This is a genomic window from Sphingomonas hengshuiensis, assembly GCF_000935025.1.
In the GTDB taxonomy this organism is placed as follows: domain Bacteria; phylum Pseudomonadota; class Alphaproteobacteria; order Sphingomonadales; family Sphingomonadaceae; genus Sphingomonas; species Sphingomonas hengshuiensis.
In genome coordinates this window covers 1,550,996-1,577,059 of record NZ_CP010836.1, presented here as the reverse complement: position 1 = coordinate 1,577,059, position 26,064 = coordinate 1,550,996, and the positions used below count along the sequence as shown (strand labels likewise).

Annotated in this window: 28 protein-coding genes; 19 read left to right on the top strand and 9 right to left on the bottom strand. The window is 69.3% G+C overall.

What is annotated here, in order from left to right:
- Nucleotides 1-6 precede the first annotated feature (6 nt).
- From purN to TS85_RS06920, 13 genes are all read left to right on the top strand, one after another.
- On the top strand, nt 7-573 hold the full coding sequence (purN, locus tag TS85_RS06980) for a phosphoribosylglycinamide formyltransferase (protein ID WP_044331272.1): 567 nt from the start codon (nt 7-9) through the stop codon (nt 571-573).
- A complete protein-coding gene (locus tag TS85_RS06975) occupies nt 558-926 on the top strand; it encodes an MmcQ/YjbR family DNA-binding protein (RefSeq protein ID WP_044331270.1) in 369 nt (122 codons plus the stop codon). The genes purN and TS85_RS06975 overlap by 16 nt, the downstream gene beginning before the upstream one ends.
- A gap of 79 nt (nt 927-1,005) precedes the next feature.
- A complete protein-coding gene (locus TS85_RS06970) occupies nt 1,006-1,704 on the top strand; it encodes an endonuclease/exonuclease/phosphatase family protein (protein WP_044331269.1) in 699 nt (232 codons plus the stop codon).
- A complete protein-coding gene (locus TS85_RS06965) occupies nt 1,701-4,001 on the top strand; it encodes a patatin-like protein (RefSeq protein WP_044331268.1) in 2,301 nt (766 codons plus the stop codon). Before TS85_RS06970 ends, TS85_RS06965 begins: the two co-directional genes overlap by 4 nt.
- A 217-nt stretch (nt 4,002-4,218) precedes the next feature.
- A complete protein-coding gene (locus TS85_RS06960) occupies nt 4,219-4,539 on the top strand; it encodes a lipopolysaccharide assembly protein LapA domain-containing protein (protein ID WP_044331267.1) in 321 nt (106 codons plus the stop codon).
- Complete coding sequence (pyrF, locus tag TS85_RS06955) at nt 4,536-5,210, top strand: orotidine-5'-phosphate decarboxylase (protein WP_044331266.1); 675 nt, start codon at nt 4,536-4,538, stop codon at nt 5,208-5,210. Before TS85_RS06960 ends, pyrF begins: the two co-directional genes overlap by 4 nt.
- Before the next feature lie 131 nt (nt 5,211-5,341).
- On the top strand, nt 5,342-5,848 hold the full coding sequence (locus tag TS85_RS06950) for a GNAT family N-acetyltransferase (RefSeq protein ID WP_044331264.1): 507 nt from the start codon (nt 5,342-5,344) through the stop codon (nt 5,846-5,848).
- Between the two features lie 17 nt (nt 5,849-5,865).
- A complete protein-coding gene (locus TS85_RS06945; RefSeq protein ID WP_044336010.1) occupies nt 5,866-6,498 on the top strand; it encodes a phosphoribosylanthranilate isomerase in 633 nt (210 codons plus the stop codon).
- Nucleotides 6,499-6,599: 101 nt separating this feature from the next.
- A complete protein-coding gene (gene trpB / locus TS85_RS06940; RefSeq protein WP_044331263.1) occupies nt 6,600-7,841 on the top strand; it encodes a tryptophan synthase subunit beta in 1,242 nt (413 codons plus the stop codon).
- A 130-nt stretch (nt 7,842-7,971) separates the two neighbouring features.
- Entirely contained in the window at nt 7,972-8,769 is a 798-nt protein-coding gene (gene trpA / locus TS85_RS06935; protein WP_044331262.1) for a tryptophan synthase subunit alpha, read from the top strand.
- Complete coding sequence (gene accD / locus TS85_RS06930) at nt 8,766-9,620, top strand: acetyl-CoA carboxylase, carboxyltransferase subunit beta (RefSeq protein ID WP_044331261.1); 855 nt, start codon at nt 8,766-8,768, stop codon at nt 9,618-9,620. Before trpA ends, accD begins: the two co-directional genes overlap by 4 nt.
- Nucleotides 9,621-9,732: 112 nt before the next feature.
- Nucleotides 9,733-11,058, top strand: a complete 1,326-nt coding sequence (locus tag TS85_RS06925; RefSeq protein WP_044331260.1) for a bifunctional folylpolyglutamate synthase/dihydrofolate synthase — start codon at nt 9,733-9,735, stop codon at nt 11,056-11,058.
- A 73-nt stretch (nt 11,059-11,131) separates the two neighbouring features.
- Nucleotides 11,132-11,572 carry a DUF6628 family protein gene (locus TS85_RS06920; RefSeq protein WP_044331258.1) on the top strand — a complete coding sequence of 147 codons (441 nt, stop codon included), beginning with the start codon at nt 11,132-11,134 and terminating at the stop codon, nt 11,570-11,572.
- On the opposite strand, the gene TS85_RS24035 is transcribed toward TS85_RS06920, so the two are convergent.
- Genes TS85_RS24035 through TS85_RS06905 form a run of 3 tightly spaced genes read right to left on the bottom strand, consistent with a single transcriptional unit; the run spans nt 11,569 to nt 14,473 of the window.
- The gene (locus tag TS85_RS24035; RefSeq protein WP_052507792.1) at nt 11,569-12,057 is read right to left on the bottom strand and encodes a DUF2939 domain-containing protein; all 489 of its coding nucleotides are present in this window, start codon (nt 12,055-12,057) and stop codon (nt 11,569-11,571) included. The genes TS85_RS06920 and TS85_RS24035 overlap by 4 nt on opposite strands.
- Nucleotides 12,054-12,815: a tetratricopeptide repeat protein gene (locus tag TS85_RS06910; RefSeq protein ID WP_155006332.1), complete on the bottom strand. Its 762-nt coding sequence runs from the start codon at nt 12,813-12,815 to the stop codon at nt 12,054-12,056. The genes TS85_RS24035 and TS85_RS06910 overlap by 4 nt, the downstream gene beginning before the upstream one ends.
- On the bottom strand, nt 12,815-14,473 hold the full coding sequence (locus TS85_RS06905; RefSeq protein WP_044331257.1) for an AmpG family muropeptide MFS transporter: 1,659 nt from the start codon (nt 14,471-14,473) through the stop codon (nt 12,815-12,817). Before TS85_RS06905 ends, TS85_RS06910 begins: the two co-directional genes overlap by 1 nt.
- Before the next feature lie 228 nt (nt 14,474-14,701).
- Between TS85_RS06905 and TS85_RS25295 the strand changes: the two genes are divergently transcribed.
- Nucleotides 14,702-14,851 carry a hypothetical protein gene (locus TS85_RS25295; RefSeq protein WP_155006331.1) on the top strand — a complete coding sequence of 50 codons (150 nt, stop codon included), beginning with the start codon at nt 14,702-14,704 and terminating at the stop codon, nt 14,849-14,851.
- A 3-nt stretch (nt 14,852-14,854) separates the two neighbouring features.
- On the opposite strand, the gene TS85_RS06900 is transcribed toward TS85_RS25295, so the two are convergent.
- Nucleotides 14,855-15,286, bottom strand: a complete 432-nt coding sequence (locus TS85_RS06900; RefSeq protein WP_044331256.1) for a response regulator — start codon at nt 15,284-15,286, stop codon at nt 14,855-14,857.
- 120 nt (nt 15,287-15,406) lie between these two features.
- Between TS85_RS06900 and TS85_RS25840 the strand changes: the two genes are divergently transcribed.
- Both TS85_RS25840 and rsmD read left to right on the top strand, forming a co-directional pair.
- A complete protein-coding gene (locus tag TS85_RS25840) occupies nt 15,407-16,927 on the top strand; it encodes a pseudouridine synthase (RefSeq protein WP_044331255.1) in 1,521 nt (506 codons plus the stop codon).
- Complete coding sequence (rsmD, locus tag TS85_RS06890) at nt 16,927-17,466, top strand: 16S rRNA (guanine(966)-N(2))-methyltransferase RsmD (RefSeq protein WP_044331254.1); 540 nt, start codon at nt 16,927-16,929, stop codon at nt 17,464-17,466. Before TS85_RS25840 ends, rsmD begins: the two co-directional genes overlap by 1 nt.
- Before the next feature lie 160 nt (nt 17,467-17,626).
- Here rsmD and TS85_RS06885 read toward each other — a convergent pair whose 3' ends face one another.
- Complete coding sequence (locus TS85_RS06885; RefSeq protein WP_044331250.1) at nt 17,627-18,778, bottom strand: aspartyl protease family protein; 1,152 nt, start codon at nt 18,776-18,778, stop codon at nt 17,627-17,629.
- A 57-nt stretch (nt 18,779-18,835) separates the two neighbouring features.
- Nucleotides 18,836-20,101 carry an MFS transporter gene (locus tag TS85_RS06880; RefSeq protein ID WP_044331248.1) on the bottom strand — a complete coding sequence of 422 codons (1,266 nt, stop codon included), beginning with the start codon at nt 20,099-20,101 and terminating at the stop codon, nt 18,836-18,838.
- A gap of 137 nt (nt 20,102-20,238) precedes the next feature.
- Here TS85_RS06880 and TS85_RS06875 point away from each other — a divergent pair, with 137 nt between their 5' ends.
- On the top strand, nt 20,239-20,424 hold the full coding sequence (locus TS85_RS06875; RefSeq protein WP_044331245.1) for a hypothetical protein: 186 nt from the start codon (nt 20,239-20,241) through the stop codon (nt 20,422-20,424).
- Between the two features lie 168 nt (nt 20,425-20,592).
- On the opposite strand, the gene TS85_RS06870 is transcribed toward TS85_RS06875, so the two are convergent.
- From TS85_RS06870 to TS85_RS25285, 3 genes are all read right to left on the bottom strand, one after another.
- A complete protein-coding gene (locus TS85_RS06870) occupies nt 20,593-22,227 on the bottom strand; it encodes an inorganic phosphate transporter (RefSeq protein WP_044331242.1) in 1,635 nt (544 codons plus the stop codon).
- 69 nt (nt 22,228-22,296) lie between these two features.
- Nucleotides 22,297-22,959, bottom strand: a complete 663-nt coding sequence (locus TS85_RS06865) for a hypothetical protein (RefSeq protein WP_044331240.1) — start codon at nt 22,957-22,959, stop codon at nt 22,297-22,299.
- 21 nt (nt 22,960-22,980) lie between these two features.
- Nucleotides 22,981-23,160: a hypothetical protein gene (locus TS85_RS25285; protein ID WP_155006330.1), complete on the bottom strand. Its 180-nt coding sequence runs from the start codon at nt 23,158-23,160 to the stop codon at nt 22,981-22,983.
- Between the two features lie 87 nt (nt 23,161-23,247).
- Here TS85_RS25285 and TS85_RS06860 point away from each other — a divergent pair, with 87 nt between their 5' ends.
- Together TS85_RS06860 and TS85_RS06855 are read left to right on the top strand one after the other, a co-directional pair.
- Complete coding sequence (locus tag TS85_RS06860) at nt 23,248-25,557, top strand: ATP-dependent helicase (RefSeq protein WP_044331237.1); 2,310 nt, start codon at nt 23,248-23,250, stop codon at nt 25,555-25,557.
- Nucleotides 25,554-26,039, top strand: coding sequence for a hypothetical protein (locus TS85_RS06855; protein WP_044331236.1), 486 nt, complete (start codon nt 25,554-25,556; stop codon nt 26,037-26,039). The genes TS85_RS06860 and TS85_RS06855 overlap by 4 nt, the downstream gene beginning before the upstream one ends.
- Nucleotides 26,040-26,064 lie beyond the last annotated feature (25 nt).

The following is a 26,064-nucleotide window of genomic DNA, read 5'->3' as shown; positions in this document are numbered from 1 at the left end:
GAACAGATGAAGAAGAAACTCGGCATCCTGATTTCGGGCCGGGGCTCGAACATGGCGTCGCTCGTCGAGGCCGCGCGGGCGCCGGATTGCCCCTATGCCGTCGTCCTCGTCGCGAGCGACAAGCCCGACGCCCCCGGCCTCGGCTGGGCCGAAGGACAGGGCATCGCCACCTTCGCGCAATCGCCCAAGGGCATGGCCAAGGCCGACTATGAAGCCCGGATCGACGCCGCGCTGCGCGATGCCGGAGTCGAGGCGATTGCGCTGGCGGGTTATATGCGGCTGTTGTCGGACGGCTTCGTCGCGGCGTGGCGCGGGCGGATCGTCAACATCCACCCCTCGCTGCTCCCCAAGTACAAGGGCCTCGACACCCACCAGCGCGCGATCGACGCGGGCGACGCCAGCGCGGGCTGTTCGGTCCATATCGTCACCGAGGAACTGGACGGCGGCGAACTGTTGGGTCAGGTCGAGGTGCCGATCCTGCCCGGCGACACCGCCGATGCGCTGGCGGCGCGGGTGCTGGTCGAGGAACATCGGCTCTATCCCCGGGTTGTCGCGGAATGGCTGAACCGCTGATCCCCCTCGACCAGGTCCGCGCGCTCGCGATGGACCTTCCGGAAGCCGAGGAGCGCCCGAGCCACGGCCAGCCGACCTTCTTCGTGGGCGGCAAGATGTTCGCCCAGTTTCGAGACAACCATCACGGCGACGGCCGCACCATCGTCGCGGTGAAGACCGCCGATGCCGAGGAGGCCCGGATGCTGCTCGACGCCGCGCCCGCACTCTATTCGCGCGTCGCCTATTTCCGCGCCGAATGGGTCGGGATCGCGCTGGATCGGGCCGATACCGACTGGGCGCATGTCGGCGACAGGATCGCGGCAAGCTGGGAACTCGCCGCGCCGCGCCGGCTGCTGGAAGCCGGCGGACGGTGACCCTTGCCCCGCGGGGCCATGCTATAAAGCGTGAAGCACCCTTGCGCCGTTGCCCGATGGCGCACGATAAGGCCCGCCGATGATCAAGGTCGCCAGTTACAATATGCGCAAGTCGATCGGTACCGATCGCCGCCGCCTCCCCGAGCGGACGCTGGAGGTGTTGCGCGAGATCGACGCCGATGTCATCGCGTTGCAGGAGGCCGATCGCCGCTTCGGGTTGCGCGAGGCGGTGCTTACCGGGCGGCTTCTGGCCGAGCATTCGGACTGGCAATCGGTGCCGTTCGGGATGCGCGCGCGATCGATGGGGTGGCATGGCAACGCGTTGCTGGTGCGCAAGGATGCGCGCATCGTCGATTGCGAGGCGATCCACCTGCCGACGCTGGAGCCGCGCGGCGCGGTGATGGCGGATGTCGTGATCCGCGGGCAGGTCCTGCGCGTCGTGGGGATGCACCTCGACTTGTCGGGGCTATGGCGACGGCGGCAGGCGCATGCGATCATCACCCATCTTCAGGCGAGCACCACCCAGCCGCCGACCGTGCTGATGGGCGACCTCAACGAATGGAGCGCGCAGAGCGGATGCCTGCGCGATTTCGCCCAGCATTTCCATTTCGCCGAGACCGGCAAGAGCTTCCACGCGCGCCGCCCGATGGCGCGGCTGGACCGGATCATGGCGTCCCCCGAGCTGCGCATCCTCGACGCGGGCGCGCATGACAGCCCGAGCGCGCGGACCGCGTCGGACCATCTGCCCGTCTGGGCGACGCTCCAGCCGACCGGATGACCGCGGCGCGCGAAAAGGAACTGCGGCTCGCGCTCGTCTGCTATGGCGGGATCAGCCTTGCCGTCTACATGCACGGCATCACCAAGGAGATCTGGCACCTCGCCTGCGCCAGCCGGGGTGCGCGCGACGGCGATGCGCCGCTGGGGGGAAGCCAGGGCGTGTACCGCGCGCTGCTCGACGCGGTGCGCGAGAGCGAGGGCCTGCACCTGCGCGTGCTGGTCGATATCGTGTCGGGGGCCAGCGCGGGCGGGATCAACGCGGTGTTCCTCGCGCAGGCGATCGCCACCGGCCAGTCGCTCGACCCGCTCACCGCTTTGTGGATGGAATATGCCGATGTCGATGCGCTGATCGACCCCGCGCAGGGACCGCAACACCGCTTCGCCAAGATGTGGGCGACGCCGATCGCATGGATGGTCGCCAATCGCAGCAAGTCGATCGACGAGACCGTCGAGGCCGGCGCGCGCGAGGAAGTGCGGCTCAAGCTCGAGCGGTTCGTGCGCTCGCGCTGGTTCGAGCCGCCGTTCGGGGGAAAGCGGCTGCTCAACACGCTGCTCGACGCCTTTGCCGCGATGGCGCGCGGGCCTTCGGGCAAAAGGCTGCTGCCGGCCGGCCAGCCGCTCGACCTGTTCATCACCGTCACCGATTTTCGCGGGCACCCCGAGGTGCTGCGGCTCAATTCGCCGCCCGAAGTCACCGAGAACGAGCATCGGCTGGTCTTCGGGTTCAGCGATCATGGCGCGGCGGGGGAGTCGTTCGCCGAACCCGCCGACCTCGCCTTTGCGGCGCGGGCGACGTCGAGCTTTCCGGGCGCCTTCCCGCCATTCACCGTGGCGGAGATGGACGAACTGCTCGCCGAGCGCGGCGATGCCTGGCCCTCGCGCGACAGCTTCCTCGCGCATGCCCTGCCCCAGCAATGGGCGGACAACGGCGCCGAGAAGGCCGTGCTGATCGACGGATCGGTCCTCGCCAACGCGCCGTTCCGCCCCGCGATGGAGGCGCTGCGCGAGCGCCCGGCGCGTCGACAGGTCGACCGGCGCTTCGTGTTCATCGATCCCTTCCCCAGCTTCCGCTTCGATTTCTATGGCAGCCCGCAGGGGACGCCGGGCTTTTTCGAGACGATCATCGGATCGCTTTCCGAACTGCCGCGCGAACAGCCGATTCGCGACAATCTGGAGGCGATTGCCGAGCGATCGGCGCGGATCGAGCGGATGCTGGCGATCGTCGCCGAGATCCGCGCCGAAGTGGAGACGCAGGTCGAGGCGCTGTTCGGCTATACGCTGTGGCTCGACTATCCAACGCCCAAGCGGCTCGCGACCTGGCGCCGGCGCGCGCAGATCGCCGCGGCGGCCAAGGCCGGCTATGGCCATACCGCTTATGGCCTGCTCAAGGTGGAGGGCGCGATCGAGCGAACCGCGCGGCTGCTCTATGCGATCGCCGACAGCAGGGGACCGGAGCGGTTGCGCGAAATCCGCGATGCCATCGCGCATGTCGTCCAGGCGCGCGGCGCCGATCGCTTCGGCGCGACGATATCCAACGGCGCGGCGCCCCAGACGCTGGAGTTTCTCCGCGCGCACGATTTGGGCTTTCGCATCCGCCGGCTGCGGCTGCTCGCGCGGCGGCTGACCGAGATCGACTTGCCCGCCAGCCATGCCGAATTGATGCCGATGCGCGAGGCGATCTACGAATCGCTCGCCGCCTATCTCGAGCTCAAGCGATCGGACACCTTTGCCGATCTGCGCGACGAAGTGCGGCAGATGACCGACGATGCCGGGCCGCTGCTGGACCGCGTGGCCGGGCGGATGAACCTCAAGGCGCTCGACGCGGCGACCGACGTGCGGCTGTCCGAGGGATTCAGCCAATTGTCGCGGGAGCTTCGCCGCCCGATGCTGCTCGCGCATCTGGGGTTCCCGTTTTTCGACATTGCGACGCTGCCGCTGCTCCAGGGCGAGGGGCTCGACGAATTCGACCCGATCCGCGTCGATCGCATCGCCCCCGATGACGCGAGCTCGATCCGCAGCGGCGGGGCGGAGGCGACGCTGAAAGGTATTCAGTTCAACAGCTTCGGCGCGTTCTTCAGCCGCGCCTATCGCGAGAACGACTATCTCTGGGGCCGGCTGCACGGCGCCGAACGGCTGATCGACATCACGCTGTCGACACTCCCGCCCGAGGCGCGGCCCGATGCCGCGCGCACCGCGGCGATCAAGCGCGACGCGTTCCTCGCGATCCTCGACGAGGAGGAACCGCGGCTGGCGGCGATTCCGGGGCTGTTCGCCGAGCTGCGCAGCGAAATCGGGTGAGAGCTGTTTGGAAATTCGCGAAAGAGCGAATTTCGAGGCGGCACCAGCCCGCTCCCCCGCCCGGCCACCCCTAGAATGCTGTCGTCGGGTGGCCGGGCGGGGGAGCGGGCTGGTGCCGCCAAATGCGCCATGGCGCATTTCCAAACAACCGCTGACACTGGAATATCGCGGCGGCTCGTCCTAGAGTCGCCCGCTGTCCAGCCACAAGGGGAACGGGATGCGGTTTCTGAAAGTTCTGTTCTGGCTGCTGCTGGGCGGCCTCGCCGCGGGCTTCGTCATCTATAACGGCAGCGAGCGCGTGAGCATCCATTTGTGGAGCGGGCTGGTCGCCGATTTCAGCCTGCCGTTGCTGCTGCTGCTGGTCTTCCTCGCGGGGCTGTTGCCGGCTTTGGTCGCGTATCAGGCGCTGCGCTGGCGGATGCGACAGCGTTTTGCGGGGCTGGAGCGTGCGCTCGCCGATCTGCGCGCGGTCAACCCGCCGGCGGGCGCGGGCCCCGAGACCGCCGGGCTGCCGCTGCTGGGGGATTCGCACGTATGAGTTCGCGTATCTTCGTCGCGCTCGACACCCCCGACCTCGAAAAAGCCAAGGCGCTGGCGACGCGCGTCCATCACCATGTCGGCGGGATCAAGCTGGGGCTCGAGTTCTTCATGGCCAATGGCCGCCACGGCGTCCATGAAATGGCCGAGATCGGCCTGCCGATCTTCCTCGACCTGAAATTCCACGACATCCCGAATACCGTGGCTAAGGCAGTACAAGCGCTGCGCCCGCTGGAGCCGGCGATCATCACGGTCCACGCTGCGGGGGGCCGCGCGATGCTGGAAGACGCCAAGGCGGCGGCGCCGCAGGGCACCAAGGTCGTCGCGGTGACGATGCTGACCAGCCTCGACGACAGCGACCTGGTGTCGATCGGCCTGTCCGGCGATCCGCACGAACAGGTGCTGCGGCTGACCGAGCTCGCAAAATCGGCGGGCGTCGACGGGATCGTCTGTTCGGGCGAAGAAGTCGCGGCGGCCAAGAAGCTGTGGCCGCATGGGTTCTTCGTGGTTCCGGGCGTGCGCCCGGCAGACGGCGCGGTCGGCGACCAGAAGCGCGTGGTGACGCCGCGCAAGGCGCTCGATTCGGGCGCGTCGATCCTCGTCATCGGCCGCCCGATCACCCAGGCCGCCGACCCCGACCAGGCCGCACGCGCGATCGAGGCGACGCTGTAGGATAGCCATCGGCGCACCCTCACCCTCCCACTGCCTTCGGCAGCGGGTCCCTCCCTCTCCCAAGGGGACAGGGAAGGAGGCGCGAAGCGCCGGAAGGGTGAGGGTGACCGCACATCAATAAGCGGAAACCCATGCCCCTCACCCTCCGCCCCGCCACTCCCGCCGACCTCCCCGCGCTCCACCCGGTCATCGAGCGCGCCTATCGCGGCGACAGCGCGCGGCAGGGCTGGACGCACGAGGCCGATCTGCTCGACGACACGCGCACCGACGCCGGGGCGCTCGTCGCGATCCTCGCCGATCCCGCCGAACGGCTGCTCATCGCGGTGGAGGACAACGCGATCCTCGGCTGCGTCCAGGTCAGCGATCGCGGCGGCGGGCGCGCCTATCTCGGGCTGCTGTGCATCGAGCCGATGCGGCAGGCCGGCGGGCTCGGGCGCCAGTTGATCGCGGCGGCGGAGGAGACGGCGCGCACGGCGTTCGGCGCGACCATGATCGAGATGACGGTGATCGATCGCCGCGTCGAGCTGATCGCCTATTACGAGCGGCGCGGCTATGTCCGCACCGGCGAGACGCGCGACTTTCCCGTACCGGTCGATCCGCCGCTCTACATGACGGTGCTGGCCAAGCCGCTGCGGTAGCGCCTATGGGCGGGGCCATGCCGACAACCGCAAAAATCTGTGGCCTGTCCACGCCCGAAACGCTCGATGCCGCCGTCGCGGGCGGCGCGAGCCATGTCGGCTTCGTGTTCTTCCCGCCCTCCCCGCGCAACCTCGGCTTCGAGCAGGCGGCGGCGCTGGCGGCGCAGGTGCCGGGGCATGTTGCCAAGGTCGGGGTGTTCGTGAACCCCGACGACGCGCTGCTCGACGCGGCGATCGCCGCCGGGCGGCTCGACGCGGTACAGCTCCACAAGACCACGCCCGAGCGCGCGGCGGCGATCCGGGCGCGCGTGCCGGTATGGGTGGCGATCGCGGTGAAGACCCGCGCCGATCTGAACGCCGCAGCCGCCTTTGCCGGGGCCGCCGATCGCATCCTCTACGACGCCAAGACCCCCGAGGGCGCGGCGCTGCCCGGGGGCATGGGGTTGCGCTTCGACTGGGAATTGCTGCGCGGGCATCGCCTGGCCATGCCCTGGGCACTGTCGGGCGGTCTCGATTCGACCAGCGTCGCCGAAGCCGTCCGCATCACCGGCGCCCCGCTCGTGGACATTTCCTCGGGCGTCGAAAGCGCGCCGGGCACCAAGGATGTGGACAAGATCGCCGCATTCCTTAAAGCGGTGGCGCAATGCTGACGCTGCCCCAGACTCCCGACCGCATCGTAGCGCGATGGCGCTGATCGCCTGACGACGATTGTCGACGCGAACAGCCCCCTAATCGAGAGACGGAAGCGATCATGAGCGAATCCCAGACCCTGCCCAACAGCTATCGTGCCCAGCCCGACGAACGCGGCCATTTCGGCCAGTTCGGCGGACGCTTCGTCGCCGAGACGCTGATGCCCCTCGTCCTCGACCTCGAGCGCCATTATCGCGCCGCGCAGGCCGACCCCGCGTTCAAGGCGCAGTTCGACGACCTGCTCGAACATTATGTCGGGCGCCCCAGCCCGCTTTATTATGCCGAGCGGCTGACCGAGGCGCTGCGCGCGTCGGCGCCCGAGGGTATGGGGGCGGAGGTGTGGTTCAAGCGCGACGAGCTGAACCATACCGGCGCGCACAAGATCAACAATTGCATCGGCCAGATCCTGCTGGCGATGCGGATGGGCAAGACGCGGATCATCGCGGAGACCGGCGCGGGGCAGCACGGCGTGGCGACCGCTACCGTCTGCGCACGCTTCGGCCTCCCTTGCGTCATCTATATGGGCGCGACCGACGTGGCGCGGCAGCAGCCCAATGTGTTCCGCATGAAGCTGCTCGGCGCCGAAGTGATCCCGGTGACGAGCGGCGCCGCGACGCTGAAGGATGCGATGAACGAAGGGCTGCGCGACTGGGTCGCGAATGTCCATGACACGTTCTACATCATCGGCACCGCGGCGGGTCCGCACCCCTATCCCGAGCTGGTCCGCGATTTCCAGTCGGTGATCGGCAAGGAAGCCCGCGCCCAGATGCTCGCGCGCACCGGCAAGCTGCCCGACCTGCTCGTCGCGGCGATCGGCGGGGGCAGCAACGCGATCGGGCTGTTCCACCCGTTCCTCGACGACGCCGACGTCAAGATGCTCGGCGTCGAGGCAGCGGGCGAAGGGCTGGACAAGCGCCATGCCGCGAGCCTCGCCGGGGGCGAGCCGGGCATCCTGCACGGCAACCGCACCTATCTGCTCCAGGACGAAGACGGCCAGATCACCGAGGCGCATTCGATCTCGGCGGGGCTCGACTATCCGGGGATCGGACCCGAACACGCCTGGCTGCGCGACATCGGGCGTGTCGAATATACGTCGGTCACCGACACCGAGGCGCTCGACGCCTTCCAGTTGCTGTGCCGCACCGAGGGAATCATCCCCGCGCTGGAGCCTTCGCACGCGATTGCGGCAGTGGCCAAGGTCGCCCGCGAAATGCCGCGCGACAAGGTGGTGCTGGCGAATCTGTGCGGGCGCGGCGACAAGGACATCTTCACGGTGGCGGACGCGCTGGGGGTGGCGATATGAGCGTGGCGCATTGCCGTCTTCCCGGCGAAAGCCGGGATCTCGGGCGGGGAGTCCTGCTGCGGCCTGAGGCCCCGGCTTTCGCCGGGGTGACGGGTGTGGCCGGGGCATCGGCGCCGCAGGAGTCCGCGCGATGACTCGCCTCTCCTCCGCCTTCGCCGCTGCCGCCGCCCAGCGCCGCGCCGCGCTCGTCACCTTCGTCACTGCGGGCGACGGCCCCACGCCTGCGATCCTCGACGCGCTCGTCGCGGGGGGTGCCGATGTGATCGAACTGGGCATGCCCTTTACCGATCCGATGGCGGACGGCCCCGCGATCCAGGCGGCGAACCTGCGCAGCCTCGCGCTCGGCACGCGCACCGCCGATGTGTTCGCCCTCGCCACGGCGTTCCGCGCGCGGCATCCGCAGGTGCCGCTGGTGCTGATGGGCTATGCCAACACGATGACGCGCCCCGACCCGCAGATTTTCGCCGAGCGCGCGCAGGCGGCGGGCGTTGACGGCATCATCTGCGTCGACATCCCGCCCGAGGAAGCCGACACGCTCGCCCCGTTCGGCGCGCAGGGCCTCGACGTGATCCGCCTCGCCACTCCCACCACCGATGCCGCGCGGCTGCCCGCCGTGCTGGAGGGCGCATCGGGCTTCCTCTATTATGTGTCGGTCGCGGGAATCACCGGGCTGCAACAGGCGGCGCAGGCGTCGATCGAGGAGGCCGTGGCGCGGCTCAAGGCATCGACCGCGCTGCCGATCGCGGTCGGCTTCGGCGTGCGCACCCCCGAACAGGCCGCGTCGATCGCGCGCGTCGCGGACGGCGTCGTCGTCGGATCGGCGATCGTCGAACTGATCGCGCAGCACGGCGCCGCTGCGCCCGAGCCGGTGCGCGCCTATATCCAATCGCTAAAGACGGCGATCTGCGCCGCCAAGGAACCCGCATGAGCTGGATCAGCCGCGTCCGCAACGTCCTCGCGCTCGCCCCGCGCAAGGAAACCCCCGACAATCTCTGGCACAAGTGCAAGGGATGCGGGACGATGGTGTTCACCAAGGAGCTGGAAGACAATCAATATGTCTGCCCGCATTGCGACCATCATGAGCGCATCGGGCCGGCACTGCGCTTTCGCTATCTGTTCGACCAGGGCAGCTACACCGTCCTGCAAAGCCCGCGCACGCTCGACGACCCGCTCAAGTTCCGCGACCAGAAGCCCTATCCTGCCCGGCTGAAGGCGGCGCGCGCCGCGACGGGCGAAAGCGATGCGTTCCTCAATGCGTCGGGCACGATCCTGGGGCACCGCGCCGTGATCGGCGTCCAGGACTTCGCGTTCATGGGCGGATCGATGGGCCAGGCCGTGGGCGAGGCATTCATCGCGGGGGTCGAGGCGGCGATCGGCGCGCGGGCGCCGTATATCGTCTTCACCGCATCGGGCGGTGCGCGGATGCAGGAGGGCATTCTCAGCCTGATGCAGATGCCGCGGACGACCGTCGCGATCGAAATGCTCCACGATGCCGGGCTGCCCTATATCGTCGTGCTGACCGATCCGACCTCGGGCGGGGTGATGGCGGCCTATGCGATGCTGGGCGACATCCAGATCGCCGAGCCGCGCGCGACGCTGGCGTTCACCGGGCGCCGCGTGATCGAGAACACGATCCGCGAGAAGCTGCCCGACGATTTCCAGACGAGCGAATATTATCGCGAGCACGGGCTGGTCGACCGCGTCGAGCACCGCAAGGATCTGCGCGAAGTGCTGGGCCGGGTGATCGGGCTGTTGTGTCCGGGGACTTTGGCGGCGTGAAACCTGCTCCCTCTCCCCTTCAGGGGAGAGGGTCGGGGAGAGGGGCATGCGCAACGCCCTCCCTCCAGGCCCCTCTCCCCGACCCTCTCCCCGCAAGCGGGGAGAGGGCGTAGTGGCTGATTTCGCCGTTTCCACCGATCCCGCGGTACAGCGCCAGCTCGACCGGCTGGCCGCGCTGTCGCCGGGTGCCGACATTCTCGGGCTGGAGCGCATCACCCGGTTGCTCGCGCGCGTCGGCGATCCGCATCTGCGCCTGCCCCCGGTGTTCCATGTCGCGGGGACCAACGGCAAGGGATCGACCTGTGCGTTCCTGCGTGCCGCGATCGAGGCGGCGGGGCTGACCGCGCATGTCTATTCGAGCCCGCATCTGGTGCGCTTCAACGAGCGTATCCGGATCGCCGGTCGCCTGATCGAGGATGCCGCGCTGGCGCCTTTGCTCGCCGAAGTGCTCGATGCGGGCGGCGATATCGGCGCAAGCTTTTTCGAAGTCACCACCGCCGCCGCGTTCCTCGCCTTTGCGCGGACCCCGGCGGATGCCTGCATCATCGAAGTCGGACTGGGCGGGCGGCTCGACGCGACCAACGTCATTCCGGCGCCCGCGGTGACGGGAATCGCGCAGCTGGGCATCGACCACCAGTCGTTCCTCGGCGATACGCTCCTCGACATTGCCGGCGAGAAGGCGGGGATCGCCAAGCGTGGCGTGCCGCTGGTGACGCTGCAATACCCCGAGCCGGTAGCGGCGCGGATCGCGGATGTCGCCGCCGCCGCGGGTGCCCCGCTGTACCGCAAGGCGCAGGAGTGGTCGCTCGCCGAACTGCATGACGGCATCGCCTATCGCGACGCGCAGGGGATGGTCGCCGCGCCTGCACCCGCTTTGGTGGGCAAGCATCAACGCACCAATCTCGCGCTCGCCATCGCGATGCTGCGCCACCAGCGCGCGCTGTCGCTGCCGCTCGCCGCGCTCCAGGCGGCGTCGCGCGGGGCGCGCTGGCCGGCGCGGATGCAGCGGCTGGCGCCGGGTCCGCTGACCGGCCTGCTTCCCGAGGGGAGCACGATCTGGCTCGACGGGGGGCATAACGAAGCCGCCGCTGCCGCCGTGAGCGCGGCGCTGGCCGAACAGCTTCGCGGCGCGCGCGTATGGCTGGTGCTGGGCATGCTCGCGAACAAGGATATGGCGGGATTGCTCGGCCCGTTCGCGGCGCTTGCCGAGGGACTGATCGCGGTGCCGGTGCCGGGGCATGAGCATCACGCGCCCGAGGCGATCGCGGCGCACGCGACCGCGATCGGGATTCCGCAGGTCGCGACCGCGCCCGATGTATCCGCAGCGGTGCGCCAGGCGGCGACACTGGGTGGACCGGGGCCGGTGCGGCTGCTCGTCCTCGGCTCGCTCTATCTGGCCGGCACGGTACTCCAGGCGAACGACGAACTGCCCGACTGACCGCTTTATTGCGATTGACTTGCAATAGCGAACTGGTGACACTCGGCGGATCGCAACCGCGGGAGTCGAGAGCATGTCCGCTACCAATACCCTGTCCGCCGCGCTTCCGGCGCTGCAACCCGATGATCCCGCCGCCCGGCTGGTGCTGTTCGGAATTCGCCAGATGGGCGCGCACGGGCTGAACGACGCCTGCGCCGCGCACGCCTTTGTCACGGCGTTCGGGCGGGGGTTCCAGCGTCCGCTGGTGCTGCTCCGCGCGCTGATGGCGGAGATGTCGGCGGTGGCCGCCGGGCCGATCCAGATCGCACCGTGGTGCTGCGCGCGGATGACGGGATCAGAGGCGATCCTGCTCGACATATTGGCGCGGGTGCGGACCAATCCGGGCAGCGCGGGGATGCTGCTCGCCGACCTGCTCGGGGTGCGCGACGCGACGGGGGTCGCGCTCACCGCGCACGCGCTCGCCAACGCCTTTGCCGACCTCGCGCTTCCGCTAGAGGGCCGGGAGGACAGCTAGGGCAGGCGGACGCCCACCAGCTTCCACCCCAGGCCGCGATAGCCGAACATCAGTTCGGCGCCCGGCCGCGCGGGGTCGACGAGCGCGAACTGAGACAGCGACTCGCGGCGAATGCGCATCGCCTCGGCCTTCATCCCCAGCGGCGGGCCCTGGCGGGTGCCGTCGGCGCGAGGCGTGGTCGCGCTTGCGAAGACCATCCGCATTCCCTGCGGCGTCACCATCGCATCGACCAGCGGATCGCCGAGCCGCTCGACGAGCGCCCCGGCCAGCGCCTCCAGCCCGCCGCCGCGCGCGTCGAGCTTGCCGCGCACCTCGCCCTTCACGCTTTCGCGCAACGCGGGATAATCGATATGCGCCGACAGCGCGGCGACATCGCCGGCGTCTGCTGCGCGCTTGAGCTGCCACAGCGTGACCTGCGGCGAGAACCAGAACCACGCGGCCAGCGCGGCCATGACCACCGCCGCAAGCGCGATCCAGCGCTTCATGCCGAAACCCCGCGCGCGCGCAACCCCGCGAGCGCCTCGGTCGCCCAGCGATACATGCCCGCATCGGCGGCACGCTGCTGCCGGTCGAGCCGCTTCATCCGCGCCTCGACTTCTTCCAGCACTTTCAGCGCCTTGCGGTCCCAGCCCTGCTCGATCAGCAGCGCGGCATAGCGGCACCGCGCCTCCTCGCCCGGCATCCGCGTCACGATATCGGCATAGAGCGCCAGCGCCTCGTCCTTGCGCCCCTGATGGTCGAGTGCCCGAGCGCGGAGCAGCGCGCGGCGGTCACGCTCGCTCTGTCCCGAGGCTTCCTCCAAACTGTCGAGCAGCGCGAGCGCCTCGGCCCCCTGCCCCAGGTCGAACAAGGATGCGGCGAGCTTGACCTGGGTGGGCACGTCGGGGTCGCCCGCGGTCATGCTGATGCTCTCGCGGTACAGGGGCACGGCCTCGGCATGCCGCCCCAGCGCGGCGAGCGCTTCGGCGACACGAAGCCGGTTGCCCGCGGTATCGGCGAGGTCGAGCGCATCGCGCGCCGCGCGAAGGTCGCGCTCGGGATCGAGCTTTGCGACGGCGACGGCACGGGCGGTGCGGACATGGCGGTTACTCCCCATTGTCGGCAGGATCTCGACCACGAAATAGGCGAGCGCGCTCACGACAGGCAGGAAGATCAACGCACTCAGCCACAGCGGGTTGCGGCTGTTGCGCATCAGATGGACGATGCAGAGGACCTGCAACCCGATGACGAGCAGGTAATGCATCAGGCCGCAGCTTCCTCGGCACGCACCCGGTCCGCCACCGCCCGCGCCGACGCCGCCTCGCGCCACCATTCGGCGAGCACCAGCACCACCGCCACGCCGCCCAGCCCGGCGGTCAGGAAGAAGATGCTGGCATAGCCGAACTGCTCGATCGCCTCGCCCGTCGCGGCGCGGCCCAGCGCCCCGACCAGGAAGGTCATCGACGAGAGCAGGGCATATTGGACCGCGCTATATTCGCGCGCGGTGATCGAGGAAATATAGGCGACGAACGCCGTCCCCGCGAGCCCGCCGGCGATGTTCTCGCCCGAGATCGCGACCATCAGCCGCAGCATCCGCGGCTCCACCCCCGTCTGGTGCAGCATCAGCAAATGGCTGAACCCGTCGATCCCCGCCCCGCCCAGCGCGAGGTCGGCATAGAGCAGGTTCGAGATCGCCGCGACGATCCCGCCGACCAGCAGCGTCGGCATCCGCCCCCATGCCGCGAGCATCACCCCGCCCAGCGCAACCCCGACGATCGTCATCACCACCCCGAATATCTTCGACGCGAACGCGACTTCGTCGTTCGAATAGCGCAGCTCGCCGAGATAGAAGGGAAAGGCGAACGGCGCCCAGATCGAGTCGGCGATGCGATAGAGCAGGATCACCGCGAGCACGAGCAACGCGCCCCAGCGCAGCCGCTGGACGATCTCGGCCAGCGGCAGGATCAGCGCGCGATAGCTATGATTGGCAAAGGCCTGGAGTGCGCCCGCGCCCGGCTCCGCACCGGCCGCGCGCGGCAGCCGGTTGGTCCATCCCGCAACCATTGCGGGCAGGATCACCGTGGCGACGATGATCCACGGCCCCCAGGTCTGGGTGAACGCCCCGGCGGACGGTGCGGTCGCGCCTGGCGCGGGGGGCGTGAGCGCCGCTACCATGAAGCTGCCGAGCATGAAGATCGCCCAGGTCCAGCACAGCGCCACGATCCCCAGCGCGATCCCGCGCTGTTGCCGCGCGGGCACCGAATGCCCCGCCAGCGGCGAGGTTTCGTCGGCGGCATCGCGCTTCGCCTCGGGGATGAACAGCGTCATCGCGAGTGCCGCGAGCATCACGAAGCCGAACCCGACATAGACCGTCGGCCAGCTCACCCGCGCCGCCAGCACCAGCGCGAGCGCCCCCCCGGTGAGCGCCGCGAACCGGTTGCCGAGCTGGTAGATCGCCGAGAGCAGCTCGACCGTCGCGGCTTCGTCGGCGACTTCGATCCGCCAGGCGTCGATCACCACGTCCTGCGTCGCCGAAAGGAACGCCGCGATCACCGCCAGCACGGCGAAGCTGCCGATCGCCGTCACGGGATCGGTCGCGGCGAGCATCCACAGCAACGCCGCCAGCGCGCCCTGGCACAGCACCAGCCACGATCGCCGCCGCCCTAGCCGCCCGAGCAGCGGCAGGCGCAGTCGGTCGACCACCGGCGACCACAGGAATTTGAAGGCATAGGCCAGCCCGATCCACGACAGCACGCCGATCGTCGCCAGGCTCACCTTGAGCTCGCCCAGCCACGCGTTGAGCGTCCCGATCAGCAGCACGAACGGCAGCCCCGATGCAAAACCCAGCACGAGCATCGCGCCCGTCTTGCGATTGCGCAACGCAGCGCGCAGCAGCGCCCACCCCTTTAGTCTGTCGCTCAACCTTGCACCCTCGCTTCAATGGCGTGGAAACTAGCGAAAAGCTGGGGGAAGGATAGCCATGAATGCGCCCGGCGGTGTGCGTATGCGGCGCGTCGCACAGGGGTACGCCGGAGGGCGCCCGACGCGCGCGGGCGCGCACCCTCGGGGGAATGCGGATCGGGGTTTCCCCCAATGCCGCCGCGCCCGCGGGTGGGCTATAAAGGAGCAAGCTCAACAGGATCGCCCGCCATGCCGCTCCGTCGTCCGCACCACCCGATCCACGCCCAGTCCGCGGGCGCGCCGCCGGAACGTCTTCCCCCGATGATGGGACTCCTCATCGCGCTGGGGCTGTCGTCGATCTTCTGGGCGGCGATTATCGCGGTGGTGCTGCTCCGCTGATCGCTACGCCGCCGAGCGGAACAGGCTGAATCCGGTCGGCAGCCGCTTCGGGTCCATCCCGCCGGTCACTGCCTCGATTGCGCCGATCGCGGCCAGCAGGTCGCGCGGCGAATAGGGTTTGGACAGGCATCCCGCCGCCAGCGACTTCGCCTCGCCCGGGCAATTGCCCGTCACGAACAACACCTGGATGCCCGCGGCATGCGCCGCACGGGCGACATCGACCCCGCTTCCGTCGGACAGGTTGACGTCGACCAGCACAAGCTCGATCGCGGCGCCGCTGCCGATCGCGGCCAGCGCATCGACGACCGAATCGACCGTCGCCACGATCTGAAAACCCTCGGCCCCCAGGAAATGCTCGGTATCGAACGCAACCAAAGGTTCGTCCTCCACGATCAAGACCCGCTCGATCAGACGCTTCTTCTTACCGAACAACATAAGCCCCGCCTTCACCCGGGGCAGCGCAGAAACGCCCCCCGACACCTCCGTAACGCGCGAAAACCCTTTCAGCGCCGCAATATTTTTTGCTCGACCCGACATTATCGCTATATCGCGCGAGTGTCCCCAACCAGCCCCCCCGAAACCCAGCGCATCGCAAAGCTGCTCGCCCGTGCCGGAATCGCGTCGCGTCGTGAGATCGAGCGCATGATTGCCGAGGGGCGTATCGCCCTGAACGGCGTCCCTCTAGATACCCCGGCGACGTTGCTGGCCTCGCTCGACGGCGTGACCGTCGACGGCGATCCGGTCGCGGCCCCGGCCCCGGCCCGGCTGTTCCGCTATCACAAGCCCGCCGGGCTGCTGACGGCGGAGCGCGACTTTACCGGGCGCCCGACGATCTACGACAATCTGCCGCCGGGCCTCCCGCGCGTCATGCCCGTCGGCCGGCTCGACCTGAACACCGAGGGGCTGTTGCTCCTCACCACCGATGGCGAGCTGAAGCGCGCGCTCGAACTGCCCTCGGTCGGAGTCGAGCGCAGCTATCGCGCCCGCGCTTACGGCCAGGTCAGCCAGGAGCAGCTCGAAGACCTGATGCTCGGCATCGAGATCGAGGGCGTGCGCTACGGATCGATCAACGCCAATATCGAACGGCGCACGGGCGCGAACCTGTGGATCGAAATGACGCTGACCGAGGGCAAGAACCGCGAAGTGCGGCGCGTGCTCGAACATCTCGGGCTCCAGGTCAGCCGGCTGATCCGCACCCGCTATGGCCCCTTCTACCTGGGCGACCTGCCGCCGGGCGATGTCGACGAGATCCGCCAGAGCGACCTCACCACCTTCCGCACCGTGCTGGCGAAGCCGGGCGGCGGCAAGGCGGCGTCGAACCTGCAATTCTCGGTCCGTGCCCGCGTGGCCGAGCCGCGCCCACGTGCCGACTCCGACGCGCCGCAGCGCGCCCGCGCCAATGCCGTCGAGCCCGAGCGTCCGCGCTCGCGGCCTGCGGCACCCGCCGCCCCGCGCCCCCGCCCCGCACCCGTGGCCGAGCGTCCTCGGGAGGAAGGCCCGCCCCCCGGCGCCGCGCGCGGGCGTGGCCGCACCCTGCCGCCAGGAACCGAACGGCCTCCCCGCGACAGCGAACGGCCCCGCCGTGATGCGCCCCAGCCCCGCAGGGACGCCGATCAGCCTCGCCGGGACGCGCCACAGCCTCGCCGCGACGCCCCTGGCCCCGGCGTCCGCGCGCGCCCGGTTCGGCCTGGGGATGATCGCCCGCGCCGCGACGGCCCCGCCGCCGCGCCCCGCACCCGGCCCGACCAGCGCGAGGCGGCGCGTCCCGAGCGTACGCCCCGCGCGCCGCAGTTCACGCCGCGCCAGACCCCCGGCGCCAAGCCCTATGCCCCGCGCGAGACCGCCGGCGACGTCGCCAAGCCCGCCCGCGCTGCCCGCGCCCGCGCGCACCGCGATACGCTGGAGCCGCGCGCCGGCGAGATCGCCGATCGTCCGCGCACGACGCGTCCCCCGCGAAGCGGTCCGCCCGGCACCGGCCCCAAGCCGAAACCCGGCGGCAAGCCGCGCAGCGGCGGTCCCGCCGATGGTCGCGGGCGCCCCGCGCGTCCTCCCCGCCCAACCCGGACCCGTAAATAATGCGCATCATCTCCGGCACCTGGCGCGGCCGTCCGCTCATCGCGCCAAAGGGCGAGGTCACGCGCCCCACGGCGGATCGCATGCGCGAGGCGCTGTTCTCGATGCTCACCAGCCGGCTGGGCAGTTTCGAGGGGCTCGCCGTCGCCGATCTGTTCGCCGGGTCGGGCGCGCTGGGGCTGGAAGCATTGTCGCGCGGTGCCGCGACCTGCCTGTTCGTCGAGCAGGACCGCGCCGCGATCGACGCGCTCAAGGCCAATATCGCCAAGCTGGGCGCGACCGGCGCCGATGTCCGCCCGACCTCGGTGCTGGCGCTCGGCGCGGCGCCCAAGCCGCTCGACGTCATCCTGATGGACCCGCCCTATGGCACCGGCGCGGGCGCCGTCGCGCTCGACAAGCTGGGACGGCTCGGCTGGGTCGGCCCCGCGACCTGGATCAGCATCGAGACGGCCAAGGCCGAGGAACTCGACATCGCGGGCTATGTCGCCGACGCCACCCGCGTCCACGGCAAGGCCCGGCTGACCCTGCTCCGCCCGGCCTGACCGCAGATCTGAGCGCGTCGCCCTCACCCTTCCCACCGCCTTCGGCGGCGGGCCCCTTCCCTCTCCCGTTGGGAGAGGGAGGGAGCGGCGAAGCCGCGGAAGGGTGAGGGTGACGACGGTGCAATGCGACACCCCCGCCCCTGACCGCGAGCGCCCCGCCCTATAGCCAGGGCGCCAGCGTATATTGCACCGCGCGCGGCGCGCCGCCGCCGCTCGCGACGGTCAGCGTCACCTGCTTGCCCGGCCCGCCCGCGATCGCGCGGAGCAGTTCGGGGAAGGCGCCGGTGACCACATCGCCCTTTTTCAGCCCCGCCGCCGCCGCGGGGCTCCCGGTGCCGACATCGGCGATCGTCGCGCCGCCGTCCTTGCGCTGGTCCAGCCACAGCCCCGACAATGGGTAGCTATTCCATCCCTTGGTCACGCCGTTGCGCGCCGCCCACACCGTCCCGCTCGACGCCTGGGTCGTTAGATTCAGCCGCTGGAGGACGCCCAGCCCCAGCAGGCCATTCTGGCGGGAAACCGTGCCCGGCGCGTTGACCATGACCAGCGGGCGCTCGAACGTGAACTCGCCCACGCTCAGCGTCGTGCCGCGCACATAGCGCGACGGGATGCCCTCGCGCCCGAACCCCTTGGCCTGGGTCGGGGCATAGGGCTTGCTGTCGTCCCACAACCCGCTGCGCGCCGCCGCGCGGCCCGACAGCAGCGCATCCATCGACGCGCCGGTATCGAGCACCAATTCGGTCGCGAAGCCGTCGATCGACACGTCGATTTCGATCCGCGGCGCGATCCGTTCCTTGGTGAAATGCGACGGGAGCTTCTTCAGCCCGGCAAAGTCGCCCCGCCCGTCGGGATAGACCCGCCACTCGCCCTTCACGAAGTCGAAGTCGCTGTCATAGCTGGTGAACATGCCCGAGCCAAAGCCGCCGACGCCCTCGCCATCGATCGAGCGCGCGCCGGCGAAGACCATGTCGGCAAAGCGCGTCCCGCTGGCCAGCCGGACTTCCTTGGCGATGTACCAGCCATAATCGCTGACGCCGCCGCCGATCCCGTAGCGCGGCTGGCCCTTGGTCTTTTCCAGTCCGATCGACTTGGCGAAGTCATCGGTTATGAAGCTCAGCGCGCTGCCGGTGTCGATCAGGAAGAAATGCGGCCCCTTGCCTTCGATCAGCGCGGCGATCCACACGCGGCCCTTTTCGAGCGCGATGCTGTTGACGATCGGCGGACGCCCCGCCGCCAGTGCGCGCGACACCGGAACCGCTGCCGCGACGACCGCAGCGCCCCCTGCCATGATACCGCGCCTGCTGATTCGCATCGTCCGAACTCCTTTAGGTAACCAACGATAATCAAACGCGATTACGGAATGAAGCCGCTATCTGCGCCGAGTCAGCGCCAGCCCCGCCAGGCTTAGCGCCCCCGCGCCCGCCAGATAGGCGCCGACCAGCCAGAGCCCGCCCTGCTTCACCAGCGTCTCCGCGATGAACGGCGTCAGCCCGCCGCCGATGATCCCGCCCAGGTTGAACGTCACCGACACGCCGGTATAGCGCACCCGCGCCGGGAACAGGCTGGGCAGCCAGCCGCCAAGCGGGCCATAGACGAACCCCATCACGAACAGCGCCAGCGCCAGCCATGCGAAAACGCCGAGCAGCGCGTTGGCGGTGACCAGCGCCGCCATCGCCATGCCCACGGGCAGCGTCGCGATGCACCCGAGCACCAGCACGCGCGCGGCGCTGGTCCGATCGGCCAGCACGACTGCGGCGACGATCCCCGCCGCCATGAACAGGATTGCCGCCAGCTCGATCGCGAGGAAGGTCTCGCGGCCATAGCCCAGCGTCTTGGTCCCATAGCCGATCACGAACACCGTCGAGATGTAGAACAGCGCGAAACACGCCACGGTCCCCACCGTGCCGGCGATCGTCGGCAGCCAATGCGCGCGGAGCAACTCGCCCAGCGGCACTTTGGGCGGCGGCGCGGCATGTTGCGCCTCGACGAAGGCGGGGGTCTCGGTGAGCGTCACGCGCACCCACAGCCCGAGCGCGACGAGCAGCGCGCTGGCGAGGAAGGGCAGCCGCCAGCCCCATTCGCGAAACTGCTCGTCGGTGAGCAGCGCGCCGAGGATCAGGAAAAAGCCATTGGCGAAGATGAAACCGACCGGCGCGCCCATCGGCGGGAAGGCGCCGTAGCGATTGGCCCATCCCGGCGGCGCATTCTCGACCGCGAGCAGCGACGCCCCGCCCCATTCGCCGCCCAGCCCCAGCCCCTGCCCGAAGCGCAACAGGCACAGCAAAGCGGGCGCGACCCAGCCAAGCACCGCGTAGCCCGGCAGGAACGCGATGAGCACCGTCGAGAGCCCCATCAGCATCAGCGACGCGACCAGGGTCGACTTGCGCCCCATCCGGTCGCCGAAATGGCCGAACACCAGCCCGCCCAGCGGCCGCGCGAAAAAGGCGACGCTGAAGCTGGCATAGGACAAAAGCTGCTGGAGCGCGGGGTCCTGCGAAGGGAAGAAGAGCGTCGGGAACACGAGCGCGGCGGCAGTCGCGTAGATATAGAAATCGTAAAACTCGACCGACGTGCCCACCAGGCTGGCGAACAGGATGCGGCGGTGCGATGCCGGTGCGGCGCTTGCTGTGGTCATGTGGATCCCCTCCGCGGCTCTGGTCGAACCTGCGGAGGCTCGGGTCAACCTGTTTCGCGCGTCCCGTTCATCGCCGCGACAGTTTCGGCTGGGTACCAAAACATCACCTTCAAAGCACCGAAAATGGGAGTCGGGCAATGCAGGATTCGATCGCACGCCGCTATCTGACCTCGGCGATCTTCGCGCTCGCAATGGGCGTTCTGGTGGCGCACTGGAACCCGATGGACCACGTCAAGGCCGACCTTCGCGCCGACACGCACGGGATCAAAGTCAGCCTTCAGGTCGCCGAACGCGCGCTGGAAAGCTGCACCGACCGGGTGTGACGCGGGGTTATGGCGTCCCCCTCACCCTTCCCACCGCCTGCGGCGGCGGGCCCCTTCCCTCTCCCGAGGGGAGAGGGAGTTTGAGTGTCCGCATCCCTCTCCCATCGGGAGAGGGAGGGAGCGCCAAAGGCGCGGAAGGGTGAGGGTGACGCGGTCAGCCTAACAGGCTCAGAGCCCGAACATCTTCACTGCGTTGAGCATCAGCCAGTAGAGCCCACCCGACAGCGCCATCGCGGCGGGCAGCGTCAGCAGCCATGCCGCGGCGAGCTGCATGATGGTGCGGCTCTGGAGCCCCGCGCCGCTCGCCACCGAAGCGCCCGCGACGCCCGACGACAGGATGTGCGTCGTCGACACCGGCAACCCGAAGCGATCGGCCGCCAGGATCGTCCCCGCCGCGACCAGCTCGGCGGTCGCGCCCATGCCATAGGTCATGTGGGTCTTGCCGATCCGCTCGCCGACCGTGACCACGATCCGCTTCCAGCCGATCATCGTTCCCAGCCCCAGCGCGATCGCGACGACGATCTTCACCCATAGCGGAATGAAGCGCGTGCCGGCCTCCAGCTTGGACTGATAGTCCTTGATCGCCGCGCCCTCGGCCTCGGTGAACACGCCGGGCTGCTTCGCTGCCAGCTTGGTGGTGTCGAGCACCAGATACATGTCGTTGCGGACGTTCGACGTCGCCTCGGCGGGGACTGCGCCCAGCGAGCCATAGCCGGCGACGCGCGCGCTCAGGTCCTTCGACAGGCTCTCCAGCGCGCCGAACACCTCGGGCGTGTCCGCCTTGCGATGCTGGAGCGCGTCGGTCAGCGTCACCCGGGCCGCCTCGGGCGTCATGTCCGGGCCACCCTTCGCATCGAACGCCGCGGTCGCGACATTGGCGGTCTGGATGAACGCCGGCGTCGCGCTGGCCGGCGCCGTGCGGTTGAGCGCATAGGCGGTCGGCGCGCAGCCGATCAAGATGAGCATGATCAGCCCCATCCCCTTCTGCCCGTCGTTCGAGCCATGGCTGAACGATACCGCGGTGCAAGTGAAGATCAGCAGCGCGCGGATGCCGCGCGGCGGGGGGGTATCGCCCTTGGGCGGGCTGTACAGCTCGGGCTTGCGGATCACCATCCGCATCGTGAGCAGCAGCAGCAGCGCCGCGCCGAACCCGATCAGCGGCGCCATCCACAGCCCGGTCATCACCTTCTGGACCTGCGCCCAGTCGACGCCTGCGGTGCCGCCACGCGAACCCGCCATGATCAGCTGGTTGGCAAGCCCGACGCCGAGGACCGAGCCGATCAGCGTGTGCGACGAAGAATTGGGCAGTCCGAAATACCAGGTGCCGAGGTTCCACAGCACCGCCGCGAGCAGCAGCGCGAAGATCATCGCGAACCCGCCGGTGCTGCCGACGTTCAGGATCAGGTCGACCGGCAACAGCGTGATGATCGAATAGGCGACCGCGCCCGACGACACCATCACACCCAGAAAGTTGAAGAAACCCGACCAGATCACCGCAAAATTCGCCGGCATCGCATTGGTGTAGATCACCGTCGCGACCGCGTTCGCCGTGTCGTGGAAGCCGTTGACGAACTCGAACCCGAGCGCAATCACCAGCGCGAGGACAAGGAACGCGAAGGCGCCGATCGCCAGCTCCTCGCCCACTCCCCGCGTGTCGGTCAGCACGCTCCATCCGGCAAAAGCCAGCCCGCCCAGCAGGATCGCTGCGAACAGCGCCTTGGCGAGCGGAGGGGTCCGATAGTCGAATCGGGGACCCCGTGGCGTGTCAGCCTGCGGGGCCTGGTCCAGTGCGAGAGTGGCCATGATGTCGCGCCTCTGGGCGCGGTCTGTGACAATGTGATGACAGAGGCGTTACAGCCCCGGCGCGCCCGGTCAGAACTCGAACTGGAGGAACGCCCTGGGCCCCGATCGCGTGCCGCGTCCCGCGATCCGCTCCAGCCACGCAAGCCCGATCTCGGCGCCCCCGCGCGGCTGGAGCGTGATACTGGGGCCTAGATACTGCTCCCCGCGGGGCGCGAGCATCGGATCGCCGCCGATCCGCGCCAGCCGCCCCGACGCCTCGCCCCCCAGCCAGACGCCGCCGATCCGGCGCTGGATCGACGCGGCATAGGCGATCCCCGTCCCGCTTGCCCCATCTTCGCGAACGGTGCGGACGATCGGATTGACCTGGAGCCACCACTTCGCGCCGCGACTCTCGAAAAGCCCGCGCACCTCGATCTCGTGCAGTCGCCCCCCGGCGCCCAGCGAGGCCTGCGCCTCCACGCCGAGCCCGATGGGCCGCGTCTCCGGATCGGAAAACCGGACCAGCGCGGCCAGCCCGGCGGATTCGATGCGCCCGTCCTCGAACTCGACTTCGCCGCCCAGCGCGAGCCGATCGGAAATTCCCGCCAGCGCCTCGATCGATTGCCCGCCGGGGCCGCCAAATATCTCGGCCTGCATCTCGCCCGCGCTTGGCTCGATCTGCTCGAGCTGCTCCACCTGCGCCAGCGCGGGCGTGGCGAGCATCAGGGCGATGCAGTAGAGGAGCGGGCGCATGCCCCTCCTTATAGACGATCCTCAGAGACAGGTCGTGCGGACAACCTTGGTCACCGTGCCCGCGGCATCGCGTTCCTCGACGCGCCCGGGCTCGCATTTCGGAGTCGCGCCGTTCTGGCCGGTCCGCCACGCGAACACCGCCGCCGTCACTGCGATCGCCAGCACGATCCCCAACCGCAGCTTCCGGTCCCGCAAACGCATTGCCTGTCTCCTTCGCCGCCCCTCTAGCGCCCAGGCGCGATCGGAAGCAACTTGCCCGCGCGCTTCGCGTTCCCTACCTGTTCGCCGATGAGTCTTCCTGCCCCCGCCCCCGACGATGCCCCCTATCTGCGGGGCCTGAACGATCCCCAGCGCGATGCCGTGCTGACGACCGAGGGGCCGGTGCTCGTGCTCGCGGGTGCGGGCACGGGCAAGACCGCGGCACTCACTGCGCGGCTCGCGCACCTGCTCTATACCCGGAAGGCCTATCCGTCGGAGATCCTGTCGGTCACCTTCACCAACAAGGCGGCGCGCGAGATGCGCGAGCGGGTCGGGCGGCTGGTGGGCGACGCGGTCGAGGGGATGCCGTGGCTCGGCACCTTCCACGCGATCGGCGCCAAGATGCTGCGCCGCCATGCCGAGCTGGTGGGATTGCAGAGCAACTTCACCATCCTCGACACCGACGACCAGTTGCGCCTGCTCAAACAGCTCATCACCGCCGCCGACCTCGACGAAAAGCGCTGGCCCGCCCGCGCGCTGGCGGGGCTGATCGATCAGTGGAAGAACAAGGGGCTGACCCCGAAGGACATCGACGCCGGCCAGTCCGAGCTCTACGCCAATGGCAAGGGACAGGCGCTGTACGCGCTGTACCAGGACCGGCTGCGCACGCTCAACGCCTGCGATTTCGGCGACCTGCTGCTCCACATGCTGACGATCCTGCGCACCGACCGCGAGGTGCTCCAGCTCTATCAGCAGCGCTTCCGCTACATCATGGTCGACGAATATCAGGACACCAACAGCGTCCAATATCTCTGGCTCCGCCTGCTCGCGCAGGAGCGGCGCAACCTGTGCTGCGTCGGCGACGACGACCAGTCGATCTATTCATGGCGCGGCGCGCAGGTCGAGAATATCCTGAAGTTCGAGAAGGACTTCCCCGGCGCCAAGGTGATCCGGCTCGAACAGAATTACCGCTCGACTCCGCACATCCTGGCCGCCGCGTCGGGCGTCATCGCCAATAATGGCGGGCGGCTGGGCAAGACCTTGTGGACCGAGAAGGACGCGGGCGAAAAGGTCAAGGTCCTCGGCATCTGGGACGGCCCCGAGGAAGCGCGCCGAGTCGGCGACGAGATCGAGGCGCTCCAGCGCGGCGGCACCAGCCTCGACGACACCGCGATCCTGGTGCGCGCGCAGCACCAGACTCGCGAGTTCGAGGATCGCTTCATCGCGATCGGCCTGCCCTATCGCATCATCGGCGGCTTCCGCTTCTACGAGCGGCAGGAAATCCGCGACGCGCTCGCCTATCTGCGCGTCGTCGCGCAGCCCGCCGACGACCTCGCCTTCGAACGGATCGTCAACACGCCCAAGCGCGGGCTTGGCGACAAGGCGCTGGCCAAGGTCCATCAATTCGCGCGCGGCGCGGGGTTGCCGCTGATGAGTGCGGCGGCGCGTATCCTCGACACCGACGAGCTGACGCCGCAGGCCCGCCGCGCGCTCGGCAACCTGATCGGCGACATCGCGCGCTGGCGCAGCATGGGCGACACGCTGCAACACCCCGATCTCGCGCGGATCGTGCTCGACGAGAGCGGCTATACTGCGATGTGGCAGGCCGATCGCACCGCCGAGGCGGCGGGGCGGCTGGAAAACCTCAACGAACTCGTCCGCGCGATGGAGGAATATGAATCGCTGACGGCATTCCTCGAACATGTCAGCCTCGTCATGGACAATGAGAGCAATGCCGAGGAGCCCAAGGTCACGATCATGACGATCCACGCCGCCAAGGGGCTCGAATTCGACACGGCATTCCTCGTCGGGTGGGAGGAAGGCATCTTCCCCTCGCAGCGCGCGCTCGACGAAGGCGGGCTCGCCAGCCTCGAGGAGGAACGCCGCCTCGCCTATGTCGCGATCACCCGCGCGCGGCGACAGGCGACGATCCTCCACGCCGCCAATCGCCGCATCTATGGCCAATGGACGAGCAGCCTGCCCAGCCGCTTCATCGCCGAGCTCCCGCCCGAGCATGTGAACGAGGAAAGCAGCATGTCGGGCGGCGCATCGCTGTGGCGCGCCAACTGGAGCGACCGCGCCGATCCGTTCGAGGATGTCGGGCGCGGCACCGGGCGCGGCCCGGGCTGGCAGCGCGCGGCGGGCGTCGATGCGAAGAACCCCGGCGGCGGCTTCACCGCGCGCACCTTTACGCGCGAGGCGCCGCGGGTGCTGGAGAGCCGCGCCAGTGCCGTCAGCTTCGGCGCGAAGCCGCGCGGCGACCTGTCGCTCGGGATGCGGGTGTTCCACCAGAAATTCGGCTATGGCCTGATCGCCGAGATCGAGGGCAACAAGCTGGAGGTCGATTTCGAGACGGCGGGCCGGAAACGCGTGATGGACAGCTTTGTGAGCCTGGGTTGAACGCGCCGCTCGTCTTCTATCCCAACGCCTCCGCGGTGCAGACGCGGCGCATGCTGGCGGTTGCGGGCGGCGCGGCGGCACTGGCGTTGCTGTGGATGGCGCTGCGCTCGGGCAACGATCCGCTGGGCTGGAAACTGGGCTGCGCGGTGGCGGCGACGCTGTGCGCGTGCCTCGCCGGGGCGTGCCACCGCGCGGCCCAGCGCGTGGCGGATGCCCGCCGCAATGGCGAGCCCCAGCTTGTCATCGACGATTTCGGCATAAGCCTGCGCGGCGATCTGCGGTGGCGCCCGACGCGCATCCCCTGGTCACGGATTCGCACGATCAGCGCAGTGCCCGACGACAAGGGCGTGTCGATCATCCTGCAGGGCAAGCTGCGCCCCTATGGATCGCATGTCGATGTCCGGCTTGAGGACGGCGTCGATGTCGATGGCCTGGAGGAACGCCTCGCCCGCTTCACGCCCCGCCTGCCCACGCTCCACTAGGCGCGTTGGCGTTGCCGGAGCGCCA

What these genes read in the sequence shown, in the direction of transcription:
- purN (WP_044331272.1), top strand. Translation starts at nt 7, where the DNA reads ATGAAGAAGAAACTCGGCATCCTGATTTCGGGCCGGGGCTCGAACATG.
- TS85_RS06975 (WP_044331270.1), top strand. Translation starts at nt 558, where the DNA reads ATGGCTGAACCGCTGATCCCCCTCGACCAGGTCCGCGCGCTCGCGATG.
- TS85_RS06970 (WP_044331269.1), top strand. Translation starts at nt 1,006, where the DNA reads ATGATCAAGGTCGCCAGTTACAATATGCGCAAGTCGATCGGTACCGAT.
- TS85_RS06965 (WP_044331268.1), top strand. Translation starts at nt 1,701, where the DNA reads ATGACCGCGGCGCGCGAAAAGGAACTGCGGCTCGCGCTCGTCTGCTAT.
- TS85_RS06960 (WP_044331267.1), top strand. Translation starts at nt 4,219, where the DNA reads ATGCGGTTTCTGAAAGTTCTGTTCTGGCTGCTGCTGGGCGGCCTCGCC.
- pyrF (WP_044331266.1), top strand. Translation starts at nt 4,536, where the DNA reads ATGAGTTCGCGTATCTTCGTCGCGCTCGACACCCCCGACCTCGAAAAA.
- TS85_RS06950 (WP_044331264.1), top strand. Translation starts at nt 5,342, where the DNA reads ATGCCCCTCACCCTCCGCCCCGCCACTCCCGCCGACCTCCCCGCGCTC.
- TS85_RS06945 (WP_044336010.1), top strand. Translation starts at nt 5,866, where the DNA reads ATGCCGACAACCGCAAAAATCTGTGGCCTGTCCACGCCCGAAACGCTC.
- trpB (WP_044331263.1), top strand. Translation starts at nt 6,600, where the DNA reads ATGAGCGAATCCCAGACCCTGCCCAACAGCTATCGTGCCCAGCCCGAC.
- trpA (WP_044331262.1), top strand. Translation starts at nt 7,972, where the DNA reads ATGACTCGCCTCTCCTCCGCCTTCGCCGCTGCCGCCGCCCAGCGCCGC.
- accD (WP_044331261.1), top strand. Translation starts at nt 8,766, where the DNA reads ATGAGCTGGATCAGCCGCGTCCGCAACGTCCTCGCGCTCGCCCCGCGC.
- TS85_RS06920 (WP_044331258.1), top strand. Translation starts at nt 11,132, where the DNA reads ATGTCCGCTACCAATACCCTGTCCGCCGCGCTTCCGGCGCTGCAACCC.
- TS85_RS24035 (WP_052507792.1), bottom strand. Translation starts at nt 12,057, where the DNA reads ATGAAGCGCTGGATCGCGCTTGCGGCGGTGGTCATGGCCGCGCTGGCC.
- TS85_RS06910 (WP_155006332.1), bottom strand. Translation starts at nt 12,815, where the DNA reads ATGCATTACCTGCTCGTCATCGGGTTGCAGGTCCTCTGCATCGTCCAT.
- TS85_RS25295 (WP_155006331.1), top strand. Translation starts at nt 14,702, where the DNA reads ATGCCGCTCCGTCGTCCGCACCACCCGATCCACGCCCAGTCCGCGGGC.
- TS85_RS06900 (WP_044331256.1), bottom strand. Translation starts at nt 15,286, where the DNA reads ATGTTGTTCGGTAAGAAGAAGCGTCTGATCGAGCGGGTCTTGATCGTG.
- rsmD (WP_044331254.1), top strand. Translation starts at nt 16,927, where the DNA reads ATGCGCATCATCTCCGGCACCTGGCGCGGCCGTCCGCTCATCGCGCCA.
- TS85_RS06885 (WP_044331250.1), bottom strand. Translation starts at nt 18,778, where the DNA reads ATGCGAATCAGCAGGCGCGGTATCATGGCAGGGGGCGCTGCGGTCGTC.
- TS85_RS06880 (WP_044331248.1), bottom strand. Translation starts at nt 20,101, where the DNA reads ATGACCACAGCAAGCGCCGCACCGGCATCGCACCGCCGCATCCTGTTC.
- TS85_RS06875 (WP_044331245.1), top strand. Translation starts at nt 20,239, where the DNA reads ATGCAGGATTCGATCGCACGCCGCTATCTGACCTCGGCGATCTTCGCG.
- TS85_RS06870 (WP_044331242.1), bottom strand. Translation starts at nt 22,227, where the DNA reads ATGGCCACTCTCGCACTGGACCAGGCCCCGCAGGCTGACACGCCACGG.
- TS85_RS06865 (WP_044331240.1), bottom strand. Translation starts at nt 22,959, where the DNA reads ATGCGCCCGCTCCTCTACTGCATCGCCCTGATGCTCGCCACGCCCGCG.
- TS85_RS25285 (WP_155006330.1), bottom strand. Translation starts at nt 23,160, where the DNA reads ATGCGTTTGCGGGACCGGAAGCTGCGGTTGGGGATCGTGCTGGCGATC.
- TS85_RS06860 (WP_044331237.1), top strand. Translation starts at nt 23,248, where the DNA reads ATGAGTCTTCCTGCCCCCGCCCCCGACGATGCCCCCTATCTGCGGGGC.